14 protein-coding genes are annotated in these 14705 nt (G+C 59.2%); 5 read left to right on the top strand and 9 right to left on the bottom strand.

Annotation, left to right across the window (positions count from 1 at the left end; genetic code table 11):
• Positions 1-26: 26 nt before the first annotated feature.
• The 4 genes from phoB to ACQUWM_RS08730 all read right to left on the bottom strand — a co-directional run bounded on the left by phoB (position 27) and on the right by ACQUWM_RS08730 (position 3045).
• Positions 27-719, bottom strand: coding sequence for a phosphate regulon transcriptional regulator PhoB (gene phoB, locus ACQUWM_RS08745; RefSeq protein ID WP_406989423.1), 693 nt, complete (start codon positions 717-719; stop codon positions 27-29).
• 235 nt (positions 720-954) lie between these two features.
• Positions 955-1842: a 4-hydroxybenzoate octaprenyltransferase gene (ubiA, locus tag ACQUWM_RS08740; protein WP_428921863.1), complete on the bottom strand. Its 888-nt coding sequence runs from the start codon at positions 1840-1842 to the stop codon at positions 955-957.
• 83 nt (positions 1843-1925) lie between these two features.
• A complete protein-coding gene (locus tag ACQUWM_RS08735) occupies positions 1926-2507 on the bottom strand; it encodes a chorismate--pyruvate lyase family protein (RefSeq protein ID WP_428921862.1) in 582 nt (193 codons plus the stop codon).
• On the bottom strand, positions 2488-3045 hold the full coding sequence (locus ACQUWM_RS08730) for a hypoxanthine-guanine phosphoribosyltransferase (protein ID WP_407002885.1): 558 nt from the start codon (positions 3043-3045) through the stop codon (positions 2488-2490). The genes ACQUWM_RS08735 and ACQUWM_RS08730 overlap by 20 nt, the downstream gene beginning before the upstream one ends.
• 263 nt (positions 3046-3308) lie before the next feature.
• On the opposite strand from ACQUWM_RS08730, the gene ACQUWM_RS08725 reads away from it, so the two are divergent.
• From ACQUWM_RS08725 to ACQUWM_RS08715, 3 genes are all read left to right on the top strand, one after another.
• Positions 3309-3476 (top strand): rubredoxin, encoded by a 168-nt coding sequence (locus ACQUWM_RS08725; protein ID WP_008173532.1) that lies wholly within the window; start codon positions 3309-3311, stop codon positions 3474-3476.
• A 42-nt stretch (positions 3477-3518) separates the two neighbouring features.
• Positions 3519-4673 (top strand): NAD(P)/FAD-dependent oxidoreductase, encoded by a 1155-nt coding sequence (locus ACQUWM_RS08720; protein ID WP_428921861.1) that lies wholly within the window; start codon positions 3519-3521, stop codon positions 4671-4673.
• 69 nt (positions 4674-4742) lie between these two features.
• Positions 4743-5606: an acyl-CoA thioesterase gene (locus tag ACQUWM_RS08715; RefSeq protein WP_407002883.1), complete on the top strand. Its 864-nt coding sequence runs from the start codon at positions 4743-4745 to the stop codon at positions 5604-5606.
• A gap of 31 nt (positions 5607-5637) precedes the next feature.
• Here the strand turns inward: ACQUWM_RS08715 and ACQUWM_RS08710 are convergent, their stop codons facing one another.
• The 3 genes from ACQUWM_RS08710 to ACQUWM_RS08700 form a co-directional block, all read right to left on the bottom strand.
• Positions 5638-8202, bottom strand: coding sequence for an EAL domain-containing protein (locus tag ACQUWM_RS08710; RefSeq protein ID WP_428921860.1), 2565 nt, complete (start codon positions 8200-8202; stop codon positions 5638-5640).
• A 108-nt stretch (positions 8203-8310) separates the two neighbouring features.
• On the bottom strand, positions 8311-8757 hold the full coding sequence (locus ACQUWM_RS08705; protein ID WP_428921859.1) for a flavodoxin: 447 nt from the start codon (positions 8755-8757) through the stop codon (positions 8311-8313).
• A 90-nt stretch (positions 8758-8847) separates the two neighbouring features.
• Positions 8848-9951 (bottom strand): GGDEF domain-containing protein, encoded by a 1104-nt coding sequence (locus ACQUWM_RS08700; protein ID WP_428921858.1) that lies wholly within the window; start codon positions 9949-9951, stop codon positions 8848-8850.
• Between the two features lie 250 nt (positions 9952-10201).
• Here ACQUWM_RS08700 and ACQUWM_RS08695 point away from each other — a divergent pair, with 250 nt between their 5' ends.
• Entirely contained in the window at positions 10202-11761 is a 1560-nt protein-coding gene (locus tag ACQUWM_RS08695) for an inorganic phosphate transporter (RefSeq protein WP_428921857.1), read from the top strand.
• A gap of 134 nt (positions 11762-11895) precedes the next feature.
• Positions 11896-12162: a hypothetical protein gene (locus ACQUWM_RS08690; protein ID WP_012137124.1), complete on the top strand. Its 267-nt coding sequence runs from the start codon at positions 11896-11898 to the stop codon at positions 12160-12162.
• 146 nt (positions 12163-12308) lie between these two features.
• Here the strand turns inward: ACQUWM_RS08690 and panP are convergent, their stop codons facing one another.
• Together panP and ACQUWM_RS08680 are read right to left on the bottom strand one after the other, a co-directional pair.
• Entirely contained in the window at positions 12309-13985 is a 1677-nt protein-coding gene (panP, locus tag ACQUWM_RS08685) for a pyridoxal-dependent aspartate 1-decarboxylase PanP (protein WP_407002871.1), read from the bottom strand.
• 222 nt (positions 13986-14207) lie between these two features.
• The gene (locus ACQUWM_RS08680; RefSeq protein WP_407002870.1) at positions 14208-14546 is read right to left on the bottom strand and encodes a DUF503 domain-containing protein; all 339 of its coding nucleotides are present in this window, start codon (positions 14544-14546) and stop codon (positions 14208-14210) included.
• Positions 14547-14705 lie beyond the last annotated feature (159 nt).

Below are 14705 nucleotides of genomic sequence, written 5' to 3'. Positions count from 1 at the left end.
ATTGGTATGGCGCGGGTGCCGGCCAATTATGCCGCTCGGGTCGAAAAACGGTAGCCAGCACCACGGACGGTTTGGATCAAGTGGTCATACTGGTCGCCCAGGGCCTTGCGTAAGCGGCGAATGTGAACGTCGACCGTGCGTTCTTCCACATAGACGTTGCCTCCCCAGACCTGATCCAGTAACTGTGAGCGAGTATATACCCGTTCCTGGTGGGTCATGAAGAATTGCAGCAATCGGTATTCCGTGGGCCCCATGTTGAGGGCGCCGTCTTCGGTGGAGACACGGTGGCCGATGGGGTCGAGGGTCAGGCCTTCGACTTCGATCGGGGTGTCGACGCCGGGGGGCGTGGCGCGGCGCAGTACGGCCTTGAGGCGCGCGACCAGTTCCCTTGGTGAAAAAGGTTTGGTGATGTAGTCGTCGGCGCCGACTTCCAGGCCCTGGATTTTGTTATCTTCCTCGACTTTAGCGGTCAGCATGATGATGGGTATATCGGCGGTGGCTTCTTCTCTCTTGAGGCGTCGGGCCAGTTCCACGCCGCTGGTGCCGGGGAGCATCCAGTCGAGCAGGACGAGGTCGGGTTGTTTGTCGACGATCAGGGCATGCGCTTCGAGGGCGTCCGATGCCTCCAGATAGTCGTAGTCAGCCATTTCGAGGGCCACGGCGATCATTTCGCGGATCGGGGCTTCGTCATCGACGATCAGGACAGTTTTTCCAGTCATGAGCATTAACCTGTATCAGACTTAGTATTGTTGCTGCTTCATTACAACGCCCCAGTGTTACAAGTATATGACACAAACTGCTTTTGAACCGGAGTTAGCATGGCTACGAGACACCTCATCCCAGACACGCCGTAAACCCATCCCTGGGGGCTCGGCATTGCCATCCCTGGCAATGCACGGTCTGGGAAGAGGTGTCTCGTAGCCATGCGCAAGCGGCGGAGTTACTTCCGCGAGGTTATTTTATTAGAAGGTCGATGACCAGCCCGGTAAACACCGCAAACCCAGCCCAGTTGTTGTTCAGGAAGGCCTTGAAACATCCCTCCCGCTCGCGGAATCGGGCCAGGTATTGTTGATAGCCGAACAGGCAGGCCATGGCCAGTACGCCGAGGTAATAGATAACGCCCAGTTCCACCTGTTGCCCCACCATCACCAGAATGATCACCACCAGGGCCTGGAGGAAGCCGATGATGGCGCGGTCGGCGTCGCCGAAGAGGATGGCGGTGGATTTGATGCCGATTTTCAGGTCGTCGTCACGGTCGACCATGGCGTAGAGGGTGTCGTAGGCCACGGTCCAGAGGACGTTGGCGGTGAACAACAGCCAGGTCAGTTGGGTGAGTTCGTTGGCCTGTGCTGCCCAGGCCATGGGGATGGCCCAGGAGAAGGCGGCGCCCAGGAACAGTTGGGGCAGGTGGGTGTAGCGCTTCATGAAGGGGTAGATGAAGGCCAGTATGACGCCGCCGAAGGAGAGGTACAGCGTCAGCGGGTTGGTGAACAGCACGACCATGAGGAAAGCCAGCAGGCAGATTCCGAGGAACAGGGCGACGGCTTCCCAGGCGTCGATGCGGCCGGAGGTCAGGGGGCGGTCTTTGGTGCGTTTGACGTGGCGGTCGACCTTGCGGTCGGCGAAGTCGTTGATGGCGCAGCCGGCGGCGCGCATCAGGAACACGCCCAGGGTAAAGATGATGAGGTTGCCGATGTCGGGCGCGCCCTCGGCGGCCAGCCACAGCGCCCAATAGGTGGGCCAGAGCAGGAGCAGGCTGCCGATGGGGCGGTCCAGGCGCAGCAGTCTGGCGTAATCCGCCAGGCGGCTCTGGATGTGGTCGGGCATGGCATTCAGCAGCATAGGGTGTGGTCCGGGTTGGTGTGTCTGGCTTGGATTCAGGCGTGAATTATAGCCAGTGGGTAGCGGGTGGTTAAAGGCCGGGTTTAGTGGCAGAACCGTGGCAGGAAGTACTCACCCACCAGCAGGGCTTTGTCGCCGCTGTAGAAACGGGAGCGTCGTGCAACCGGGGGCTGTGCCGGATGGTTGGTGTGGCAGATGCCGGTTTCGAACGGGCCCCGCTGCCAGTGGGGGTTGCTGAACAGCCAGGCGCCAAGGGGTTTGCGGCCCAGGTGGCGAAGACGTCGTCCCGCACCCTGCAGGGTGGGCAGGGGAATGATGGTGCGGGCCAGTACCCAGGGCTCGCCGTCGCCGCACAGGTGGACTTCACGAATCCAGGCAAGCTGGCGTTCCGGGATGTTCAGGGTGCCGGCTTCTTCCCGTGTTGGCAGGGCAAAGCCCTCATGGGTGACGTCCACGTGGAATGAGCGGGTGCAGCGTAACTGCAGTTCCCGCGTCAGTGATCCTTCCACCTGGAGCCAGTAACGCACCGGACCGTGTACCGTGGGGTTGCGGAGGCCGGCAGCGGCCAGGGATCGGTACCAGTCGGTGGGGGGGATGGCCAGGGCGTCTGCCCGGGCCGGTCCGGTGTGGTCGCCTGCCAGGAGGTTAAAGCCCTTTAACGGCATAAATTCCGGGAGCGTTGCGCCAGTAGCCTTTGTAGTCCATGCCAAAGCCGAACAGGAATCGGTCTTCCACTTCCAGGCCGGTGAAATCGGCTTTCAGGTCGGGGCGGGCCTTGCGGTCGTGCTGCTTGTCCACCAGTACGGCGGTCAGTACTTCCTTCGCACCATGGGCCAGGCAGTAATCGGCGATGGCGCACAGGGTGGTGCCCTCATCAAGGATATCGTCAACGATCAGGATGGTGCGGTCCTGCATGTCCGCTTCCGGGCGTAATTTCCATTCCAGGATACCGCCGGTGGTTTCCTGCCGGTAGCGGGTGGCATGGAGGTATTCCGCCTGGATCGGAAATTTCAGCAGCGGCAGCAGCTGTCCGGTCAGTATAAGCCCGCCGTTCATCACGCAGAGCAGCAGCGGGTTACTGTCTTCCAGACGGTTGGTGATGTCGCCTGCAAGAGAGCGAATGGCAACCTGTACCTGCTGTTCACTGACCAGGCAATCGGCTTCGTCCATTACCTGTTTCATTTCGGCGACGGTATCGGTCATAGCGGTCGGATCCTGTCGTAAAACGGGCGATTATACCGGAGGAGTCGGGCCAAAGGGAGGGGCAACCGGGTTGCAGTGCCATGGGTATTTGTTGCTATTGGCAGAAAAACCGCTAGGTCACTGTCCTGAGTGGCATTGGTCAATTGTGGAGGGGTGGGTATGATGGTGGCCCGATATGAGTAATGGGCAGTTGCTACAAAACTTGCGCGCATGATTGTCTGACAATTATCATTGCGCCCTGACAAAAATTGCGGAGAGAGATTATGAAAAAGTGGCAGTGTGTGGTGTGTGGCCTGATCTATGACGAAGCCGAGGGCTGGCCGGAAGACGGTATCGAGCCGGGCACCAAGTGGGAAGATGTGCCGGAAGACTGGGTATGCCCGGATTGCGGTGTTGGTAAGGAAGATTTTGAAATGATCGAGATTGGTTAACGCCAGCACTCATTACAGGTTCAATAGAGACGGAGAACAGGAATGACTACAGAAGCCCCTATCGTTATCGTGGGTACCGGTCTGTCGGGTTACTCACTGGCCAGGGAAATCCGCAAGCAGGACAAGGAAATCCCCATTGTCATGGTAACGGCCGACGACGGCTTCAGTTATTCCAAGCCGATGCTGTCTACCGGATTCACCAAGGGTAAGGAAGCCGACGAGCTGGCCCAGGCAACGTCCGAGGCGATGATTGAACAGCTCAATCTTGACCTGCGAACCTACACCACGGTCACCGGTATCGATACCGAAGCCCATGAACTGGTGATCGGCGATGAGCGTATCCGGTACAGCAAACTGGTGCTGGCCTGGGGCGCGGATGTGATCCGCCTGTCCATTGACGGTGACGGCCAGGATCGTGTGTATTCCATCAACGACCTGATGGATTACCGTGCTTTCCGCAAAGCGCTGGCGGGTAAGAAGCGCGTCGCTATCATGGGCGCGGGCCTGATTGGCAGTGAATTTGCCAACGATCTGCGTAACGGCGACTACGAAGTGGATGTCATTGCGCCTTCCGATACGCTTATGCCGGGGTTGCTGCCACAGCCGGCCGCTGAAGCGGTGAGGGAGGAGCTGGCCAGTCACGGTGTACGTTTCCACTTGGAAACCGTTGTTGACCGCATCGACCGTGACGGCGATGGCGTGAAACTGACCCTGGCCAATGGCGAGACCCTGATGGCGGATCTGGTGATTTCGGCGGTTGGCCTGCGCCCGCGGACCGATCTGGCACAGGCTGCCGGCATCGAAATCAACCGCGGGATCATGGTGAACCGTGCGCTGGAGACGTCAGCTCCGGATGTCTACGCCCTGGGAGACTGCGCGGAAGTAGACGGCCATGTATTGCTCTACGTTCTGCCGCTGATGGCTTGTGCCCGGGCGCTGGCAAAGACCTTGACCAGTGAGCGAACCGAAGTGGCCTACGGCACTATGCCCGTGCTGATCAAGACACCGTGTTGCCCCACGTCCGTCTGCCCGCCGCCATCGAATGCGGAGGGTGAATGGGAGGTTGAGCAGGACGGCACCAGCGTGAAGGCCCTGTTCAAGTCAGCGGATGGAACCGTACTGGGCTTCGCCGTCACCGGTAGTTACGCGGTGGAGAAGCAGGCACTGTCCAAGGAAGTGCCGCCGATTCACGGTTAAGCCTGTTGCGAATTTGGCTCGCTTGGGGTAGAAATCCATTCGTGAGCTAACGAATCAACAGGAGTAGGCATGCTTGAAGTAACCAGAAAGCTGGTGGATCTTCTGGATCTTTCACCAATCGGGGATGACCATTTTCAGGGCGACAGTGAAGACCTTGGTTTCCCCAACGTATTTGGTGGCCAGGTGCTGGGTCAGGGGTTGATGGCAGCCAGTCGCACGGTCGAGGGCCGGCTCCCCCATTCTCTTCATGCCTACTTCCTGCGTCCCGGTAACCACAGCATGCCGATCGACTATGAGGTTCAGCGGGTACGGGACGGCGGCAGCTTTTCGGTACGACGGGTGATTGCCCGTCAGGATGGTAAGGAAATCCTGACCGGTTCGGTATCGTTCCAGGTCGCGGAGGAAGGCTTCGAGCATCAGTTGGATATGCCCGAAGCGCCGGATCCGGAATCCCTGAAGTCGGAGCAGGAATACGGGGAAATGCTGGCGCCCCACGTTCCTGAGCGGCTAAGGGATAGCCTGACCCGTGATCGGCCGATTGAAATCCGCCCGGTGGATCCGGTTAACCCGTTCAAGCCGGAAACACGCCCGCCCCATAAGCAAAGCTGGTTCAAAACCCAGGGCCACCTGCCGGATGATCCGGTACTGCACCGTTGCTTGCTGACCTATGCCTCGGATTTCTCGTTCCTGGGGACCTCTCTGAACCCCCACGGCGTGACGTTCATGAGTAAGAATATGCAGGTGGCAAGCCTGGACCACGCCATCTGGTTCCACCGGGATTTCCGCATGGATGAGTGGCTGTTGTATGACAAGGACAGCCCGAGCGCTTCCGCTGGCCGTGGCTTCAACCGTGGTAACTTCTTCAATCAGCGGGGCGGGCTGGTGGCTTCCACCACTCAGGAAGCCCTGATCCGCAGGCGCTCCCGCCGCTAGCATTTCCGGTACCCGGATACTCCGGGCACCGTCAGCCAAGTTTGCGGCTGATGGCGGACATGGTGTGGCTCGACAGCCACACCAGCATTTCATCAATGGGCAGGGGCGGTGTCAGCCAGTAGCCCTGAATCATGTCACAGCCCATAGTCTTCAGCAGGTCTGCGGTTTCCTCATCCTCCACGCCCTCGGCCACCACTGTGTAGCCCAGGGAATGACACATGTCGATGGTGGTCTGCACGATAACCCGGTCTCCCGGCTGGGTGGTGATATCGGTGATCAGGGAGCGGTCGATCTTGATCTCGCTGGCCGGCAGTTGCTTGATGTAGGAAAGCGACGAATACCCTGAGCCAAAATCGTCAATGGACACCGGGATGCCCGCCGAGTGTAGGGAATTCAGGGCCTTCAGGGAATTGGCGGGGTCCTGCATCATGGATGTTTCGGTTACTTCCAGGGTGATGGCGCCCCGATGGCGATGGTGGTTGTTCATCAGCCGCTGTACGAAGTCCGGGAAGTCCGGCTCCCTCAGGTTGTTGGGGGAAATGTTGACCGAAACACTCAGTGGCCAGCCCCGATCCAGAAGCCGGGCACGCAGCTCCAGCGACTGCTCCAGTACCCACCGGGTGAGGGGTCTGATCAGGCCGGTTTGCTCCGCGATGGCAACGATTTCGTCCGCGGGAATGGGCGATTTGCGTCGTGGCCAGCGAATCAGTGCTTCCAGTCCCACGACAGTATGAGACGCCAGGGACAGCTTGGGCTGCAGGTGCAGGGCCAGTTCTTCGTTCTGCAGGGCCTGTCTGAGTTCCGATACCAGTGTCAGCCGGTCTGCGCTGTAGGAATCCCTTGTCGGCTGATAGTAAGCGAGCCCGCGATCGCGGGCCTCGTCCGAGTCCTGGGCAATGTGGGCCCGACGAATCAGGGAATTGGTGTCCTGGGCATGATCGGGGAAGATCGCCGTGCCGATCTGCGGATCCAGCGGAAGCTGCATGCCAAGGTAATCGATCGGCTCCCGCAGTTCCTCAAGGCCGATAACAATGGCGCGGGGAGCGGCGCTGATCTGGTCGGCATCCACCACAAAGCCGAAGGTGGCGGGCTCCAGGGAGGCCAGATAAACCGAGCGCTGGTCTGTTTCCTCGATCGCCAGTATTCCCGGAATCTCTCGTACAACACTGTGATACCGGGTCGCGGCCAGTTCAATGAGGCGATCGGTATTGCGGTGGCCCAGGGTCTTGGTGATGGACTGGAGGTTGTTCAGGTGGATCACCGCAATGGCGTATCTCCGATCCGGTACCCGGGCAATGAGGTCGTTAATCATCATTTCAAAGCAGGTGCGATTGGGCAATCCGGTCAGCGGGTTGTGGAGTGCCTGATCCATCATCCGCAGTTCCGCTGAGCGTCGTGCGGCCATGGCTCTCAGTTCCGCCTCCCGGGCGTGGAGCCTGTCTTCACGTTCGTTGTATAGGCGTTTCGCCAGGGCGATGGTCAGCAGAATGGCTTCCAAGGCCGAGCCTACCTGCATGCCGTAGGTGGTCAGCCAGTTCGTTGGCAATAATCCGTATTTGTTGGATGCGGTCAGCATGGTGCCAATGATCAGCAGTCCCCAGGCAATGGTGTAAAAACCCGCCTGCGGGTTGCGCCTTATCCACTGCAGTGGGCCAATGATGATCAGCACCAGGAACGCTGACAGAGCCAGGGCCACCGAGGACTTGATGGATGTGTTGAACTCCAGCACGAAGGTGCCAAGGATCGCCAGCAGGCTGACCCCGCTGAGAAACTGGAGCAGCAGGTCGGTTCTTGGGGCGGCTTCCCACAGGCGAAGGAACGAGCGCGCAAACAGTAGTGCAAACAGCACCGCGAACGGCACCACCATCAGCATAACCTGATTCTGCAGCCACGGGTTGTCTGGCCAGAAGACCTGGAACGTCACCCCCCGCAGGGTGGCCATCAGGAACAGGTAGCTGAATGTCGACAGCACGTAGTACAGGTAAGTGGCTTCGCGCAGTGCCAGGAAGATAAACAGGTTAAAGAATATGGTGGTGATCAGGATGCCGTAATAGAGGCTGTGTAGCCGGTCCTCAGTGGTCAGGGCATCGAACAGGGCGTTCTGTTGCCAGAGCCGGATCGGTACCTGGTGCGCACCACTGGTTTTCACCGAGAGCAGGATTTCGTACTCGACGTTGGGCTCGACGGTGTAGGGAATCAGGAAGCTGGGGTGATAGAGCGGTCTTTCCGAGAACGGCAGGTGGTCTCCGGTGACCACGGTCTGGACTATCTCTCCGTCCGCCAGCAGATAAAACCTGACATAGTCCAGTTGCGGATAGCTGATTTCCAGCACCTGATTGCCAGGGCTGCTCTCCAGCGGCATCCGATACCAGTAATTGTCAGTCACGTACCCGAAATTCGGCGTCTCTTCCGCCAGCGGCTGCCAGTCCGGCCGGTCCAGCAGTCCAGGCACGGCATCTATGTTTGCTGGCGGGGCCTTCAGGAAGGCAATCGACGGTTGTGGCAGTCGGGACGATGCCGACGGTTCCGCGTGAGCGCCGGGGGCCATGAGGATAAAGCCGCCGATCAGGGCGAAAATCAGAGCAATATGGCGCACAAAATACCAAGCTTGTTATGTTTGTTTCCTGCAGTATGGCCTCAGCCCGGTTACCGCTCAAGACCGCATGCGGGATATTTCCGGTCAGCTGTAGTTCAGGCCACAGGATTACAGGGTAGTGATCCAGTTCCGAGTCCAGGGCAGGGCTTCCATTTCCGGGTCCGTGGTTTCCAGTGCATCGATTCTCAAGGTCTCACCGACTTTGCGGGCGGCGGTTTCATACAGGGCTTCCTCCAGCAAATCGCCAGCGCCACAGAAAGTGTCGCCGTAGGAGCTGTCGCCCAGCACGATGACGCCGAACGGGCGGCCCGGCTGTTGTGGCAACTGTTCCCGCAGGGACAGGTAAAAAGGCAGAAGGTTGGGGGGGACTTCACCCTGGCCGGTGGTGGAGGTGCACACCAGCAGGGCATCGTCGTTGCTGGTAATGTCATCGAGAGCCGGATTCTCCAGCACGGTCACCGAGTGGCCCTCGGATTCCAGCCCCTTTCTGATGGCCCTTGCCGTCAACAGGGCACCGCCGTACACGCTGCCCACGAGAATTCGTATTGCTGCCATGGTTGAACCTGTTTCTGTCTGCAGCGGCCCTGAATGGCCGCCGGTCACGTTGGCGGATGATCATAGCGACTGGCCGGCGTAGTCTCAAGGTCAGGTGGCAGGACGGTTGTCGCCTTCGTCCTGACGGGGTCGTACCCGGGGGGCAATCTGATTGCGGCCAGCTTCTTTTGCGCTGTAAAGGTGAATATCCGCCTGTTTCAGCAGCTCATCAACCGAGCCGGCCTTGGCGATGGAACAGACCCCGGCACTGATGGAGACGGGCAGTCGTTGCCCGTGGAATGTAAAGTGGGAGTTTTCCACCTCAGAGCGAAGACGTTCGGCCAGTGCAAGGGCCTGCAGCAGGGAGGTGTCCGGTAGTAACAACAGGAATTCCTCGCCGCCCCAGCGGGCAGCAACGTCAGACTGGCGGATAATCCGGCGGGTAAGATCGGAGAAGGTTTTCAGTGTCTCGTCCCCGGCGTGGTGGCCATATTGGTCGTTAATGCCCTTGAACAGGTCCAGATCGATCAGCGCAATCGAGAAATGATGCCCCGATCGTTGGTAGCGGGAAAACTCGGCGGCCAACCGATGCTGCATCTCCCGACGGTTGGCGAGACTGGTCAGTTCATCGGTGCGGGCGGCGTGTTCATGGACCCGGGCCAGCGTCAACAGCTCATTTCTCACTTTCAGTCGGCTGGATTCAAGCACGAAACAGAAGATGGACTCGAAGGTCAGGGTGGCAAAGAAGCGGATCTTGAAGTCCGTGGAGTATTCGGCGCTGACCATGGGTAGCTCCGGGAACCGAAAGACCAGAATGGCAACCAGATAGCAGAATAACAGAATGGCCGTACCTGTTTTCAGATTGGTCAGGTAGAACAGCAGGGGTGGAAAGACATAGAACCATAACGGACCGGTATTGTTTTCTCCGCCGGAGGCAATGAGGTAGGCAAACAGCACGCCGACGGTGGCAATCAACCCGGTCTTTTGTATCGTCCGGTTGCCTGTATGGGCGAACCACAGCATGTTTGCCGCAAGGGGAACGGCAAAAGCCCACAAGACCATGGCGTGATCGTAGTGGCTGGCGAACCAGGCTTTGGCGCCGATGCCTGTAAGGAACAGGATGGCCATGAGAGAAAGCCAGGTCAGAATCCGGGATATCCGGATATCCTCGGTTTCTCCGACGCCCTGGTGGCTGGAAGCGGTCGAGTCTTTCATTCAGGCCTAGATTGCTGTTTTTGTATTTTGATGCTTTTTAGCAACGATTATGAGTGAACCTGACGGGAATTGGCACCATTTCCCCCGATATTTCACAATGCCTGGCATTGTCGCCTTTTGTTTCAATTTCATGGCAAAAAATTTATAGTTGCGACGCAGTGTAGACTACCCCCAGGGACGGCGTAATCTGACTGGCCGGGATGGCGCGACACGTTGCAACTCATTCAGCATCCACGAGACCTGATTTGTTATGGCCCCGAAAAGCGGATTTCTTGATACCCTTCTCACCAGTCCTACCACCGAACGATATCGCATCGGCTTCAGTTTATTTTTCCTGCTTGGCATCTGGTTGGTCGTTGGTCAGCTGAGCAGTGGCATGCCCAACAATATGCTGTTGATGGCAGCCGCCGTTATCGGTGGCTACATGGCCATCAATATTGGCGCCAACGATGTCGCCAACAACGTGGGCCCGGCGGTTGGTTCGGGTGCGCTCTCCCTGGGTGGAGCAGTATTGATTGCCGCCATATTCGAAGCCGGCGGCGCCATCATCGCCGGTGGTGACGTGGTGTCCACCATCAAGGGCGGGATTATCGCTGCTGACCGCCTGGGAGACGTCAACGCTTTCGTTTGGTTGATGACCGCTGCCCTGCTGGCGGGGGCTCTGTGGCTGAATCTGGCAACCTGGATGGGTGCGCCGGTATCCACCACCCACTCGATTGTAGGCGGCGTGCTGGGCGCGGGGATTGCCGCCGGCGGCTGGGGTATCGCTGACTGGTCGGTGATGGCGAAGATTGTTGCCAGTTGGGTGATTTCTCCGGTCATGGGCGGTGTGCTGGCGGCGCTGTTCCTGTTTGCCATCAAAAAGACCGTGCTCTATCGCGAGAACCTGATTCCGGCGGCGCGGACGTTCGTGCCGTGGCTGGTGGCCATTATGGCCTGGGCGTTTGGCACCTACCTGATGGTCAAGGGCGTCAAAAAAATCATCCAGGTGGATTTCCTGGGCGCCTCACTGGTTGGCCTGGCGGTGGCTGCAATGGTCTTCGTGATTATGCGGATCGCGGTTGGCCGTCGCGCGGCCACCATGGAAAACAGCGCCGCTGGCGTGAACACCCTGTTTACCTGGCCGCTGATTTTCGCAGCCGCTCTGCTGAGCTTCGCCCACGGCGCTAACGACGTGGCCAACGCGATTGGCCCCCTGGCCGCCATCAATGATGCCCTGTCCGCGGGTGCTGTGGTCACCGCCGCCGCCATTCCGTTGTGGGTCATGCTGGTGGGTGCGTTGGGGCTTTCAGTGGGCCTGATGCTGTTTGGCCCGCGCCTGATCAAGACCGTCGGCAGTGAAATTACCGAGCTCGACAAGACCCGGGCTTTCTGTATTGCCCTGTCCGCCGCCCTGACCGTTATCATTGCCTCCCAGCTGGGCCTGCCGGTCAGCTCCACCCACATCGCGATTGGTGGCGTGTTCGGTGTGGGCTTCCTGCGGGAATACCTCAAGTCCAACTACGCGACCCAGCTTCACAAGATCATGGAACACCATGACGAAGCCGAGCGGGAGAGCCTGCGCCCGTTCCTGGAAGACTTCCGCAATGCCTCGGTCGAGGAGATGGAGAATCTGCTCAAAGAGGCCAAGAAGAAAAAGCAGGTGCCGCTGTCCAAGGGTGAGCGCAAGCGCCTGAAGAAAATCTACCGCGAGGAAATGGTCAAGCGCTCCCACCTGACCCGCATCGTGGCGGCGTGGATCATCACCGTGCCGGCCTCCGCGCTGATGGCCGCCATGTTGTTCTTCACTCTGCGCGGCCTGCTGATGTAATGCCTGCCTCTGCCCGCTTCGCTGGTGAAGCGGGCAGAATCTTTACGGGCTGGTTGCAGTCCGCCGAATTGGCCATACTGTTTATTGTAGGTTGAGGGCTGTCCCCTGAACGTCAAACTATCCGGGAGTAAATGATGAGTTCGTCTGCCGAAAGCCGTCAGGCCCGCATGATCGATGAGCTGCGAGTGTTCATCAAGAAGGTACTGAGCGATCCGACCATTGCGGTCAAGTCCGTGGAAATCGCCCGCAAACACCGAAATGAGCCGAAGGCCAATGAGGTGATTGCCAGGGAAATCAGCGCCAACACTACGATCCGCATCCCTGAGAACTGGAGTGAGGCGGATCACATGTTCCTGGATATCCTGCACGAAGTGCTGGATGACGAAGAGGCGCTGTATTGATCTTGCCTTGGGGGGAGTGAGCGGTGCGGGGGCGGCTTCAAAAACACGCTGTGAATACGTCCCTGTACGCTCCGCTCCGCCATCCATGGCTCCGCAGGGTTTTTGAAGCCGCCCCCGCACCGCTCACAGCAAGTCTGGGTGCAATATCAGGCCTGCCGCGCATCCGGTTGATGCTGTTTCAGTACCGCATTGGCCATCTGATGCAGAATTGATATCTCGTCCTCAATACCTTCCTCTGCAGACAACTCCCGCTGCTCCGCCAGAATATCTTCCAGGATCTCCCGTGTGGTTAACGGGTTGGCCAGTACCACCCGGAATACGATACAGGGGAAATGGTAGTAACGGGCCGGCTCCAGCCGGGTCCGGGAGACAAACGCCTTGCCCCGTTCCCGCTGGGTTTTCTGGACGAACTTGGTGATGCGGTTCAGGCAGGCGTTCAGTTTTTCCGCCTGCAGTTCATCCGCCAGCGCCAGTGCCTGCTGCACTTCCTTCGGGCAGTAGCGATAGGTCAGGATGTTCAGTTCCGGTTTGGTGATCAGCTCGAAATCCGGCTGGGCGTTGATCAGGTCGGCAAAGGTCTGTGCCTTGTCGATGCCCTGGTCGATCAGGATCTCGTAGCCCTCCCGCGCGAGGATTTTCAGGCCGGAGTGGATCAGCATGGACATGCCCGGGCGTGACCCTTCCAGCGTGGTACTGCCCAGGTCCCGTGAGCCTTTACGGATGATGTACTGGGCGTGATGTTCCACGGCGCTGGCCAGGCTCGGGTCGCGGAATACCACCAGGCCTACGCCCATGGGGACGTAGAGCTGTTTGTGGGCATCGAAGGTGACGGAGTCGGCCTGTTCAATGCCGCGCAGCAGGGAACGGTAGGTGCGCGAGAACAGTGTTGGGCCGCCCCAGGCTGCGTCCACGTGGAAATGGGCGCCGAATTCCCGGGCGATGTCGGCCATGGCGTCCAACGGGTCGACGTTGCCGGTTTCGGTGGTGCCGGCAATGCCGCAGATTGCCATGATCTTGATTTTCTGTTTCTGCAGTTCCAGGCATTTGTCCCGCAGGGCGTCGGTCTGGATGCGGTTGTCGTCGTCGGTGTCCACCGGGATCAGGAAGTCCCGGCCCAGGCCGAGCACGTCGGCGGCTTTGCGCAGCGAGTAATGGCCACGACGGGACACCAGTATGGCCGCGCCTTCATAGCCGTAGTAGCGCAGGGCGCGGAACAGGCCCTCCTGATGGATGCCGCGGAAACTGCCTTCGGCCGGGAACGCGCGGTTGCGGGCGACCCAGAGGGCCGTCAGGTTGGCGACGGTGCCGCCGGAACACATGGCGCCGAGGGCAAAGCGGGGATCGTGCATCCACTTGCGGTAGAAGGCGCCGTCCTGCTCGTAGACCAGGCGATGAATCATACCCAGCACCTGCCGCTCCATGGGGGTAAACGCCTTGGAGGTTTCGGTCTTCACCAGGTTCTGGTTCAGGGCAATCATGATCTTTGACAGCGGCAGCATGAAGTAGGGCAGTGCCGAGGTCATGTGGCCGATAAAGCTGGGGGAGGCGGTATGAACGGAGTTTGCCACCAGCTTGTCCAGCAGGAACTGGGCCTGTTCGGAGACAAACACGGGTTTTTCCGGGATGGCGTAGTCCGAGAAGTTTTTCTCGACTTCGGACAGGTCCCGTTCCACGGCCACAATGTGTTCCTGCAGGAAGCCTGCGAGATTGCGGGAAATGTTCTGGTCGATCCGGCTCAGGGTGGATTCCGGTGCCTCGGGCACTGTGAATACACGGTACATTGCCTCAACCGAGGCCTGGGCGGATTTTTTCTTTCCGGTCATACGCGCGCCACACACTGTCAATCGGTGGTCATCCGCCGGCCGGTTCCGGATGCCTGGCGGATACAGTCGGACTGTTGACTCCGACACTGGAAATTCGTCTTGCCCGATATCGCCCGGGCACTCTGGCTTCCCTTCTGGCCTCTGAGTCTCTGCCTGACTCTGAGAGGGAGCGTAGTATACGGCCTGGTGAAATCTTGTGCCACACAGGCCTGAATGGGTGTTTCAGAGAATTTCCCGGTGTACGTCCAGTATGGCAGCATCTATCCGTTCCTGGATGGCTTTTTCCACCTGGTCGAGGCGCTGGGTAATCTGCTGGGTTGAGCTGCCCAGGGCGGCGATGGTCCAGGTGGCGCAGTCCAGGGCGTCCTGGTCGGCGGTTTCGGCGACGGCCAGGTCGGGTTCGCGGCCCCAGACGGCTTTCAGGGCGGTGAATGCCTTGCGCTTGGCCTTGAGGTCTTCGCAGCCATAGAGCTGGAAGTGCAGGGTGAGTACGCCCACGTGAGGGGTGATCACCGGTGTCGGGCCAGATTGGTTAAGCAGTTTTCTAAGTGCTTCAGACATAAACTTTGGGTGCAGGAACCACCGGGGGTACGCTTTCCAAAACACGCTGTGAATACATCCCTGTAAGCTCCGCTCCGCCATCCATGGCTCCGCAGGGTTTTGGAAAGCATACCCCCGGCGGTTCTCAAGCCTCTCGGGTGGCGTCGGGTTCAGTCAGGC

The organism is Marinobacter sp. DUT-3 (assembly GCF_050379435.1).
GTDB lineage: Bacteria > Pseudomonadota > Gammaproteobacteria > Pseudomonadales > Oleiphilaceae > Marinobacter.
The sequence above is the reverse complement of the archived record's forward strand: the minus strand, read 5'-3'. Positions and strand labels throughout refer to the sequence as shown.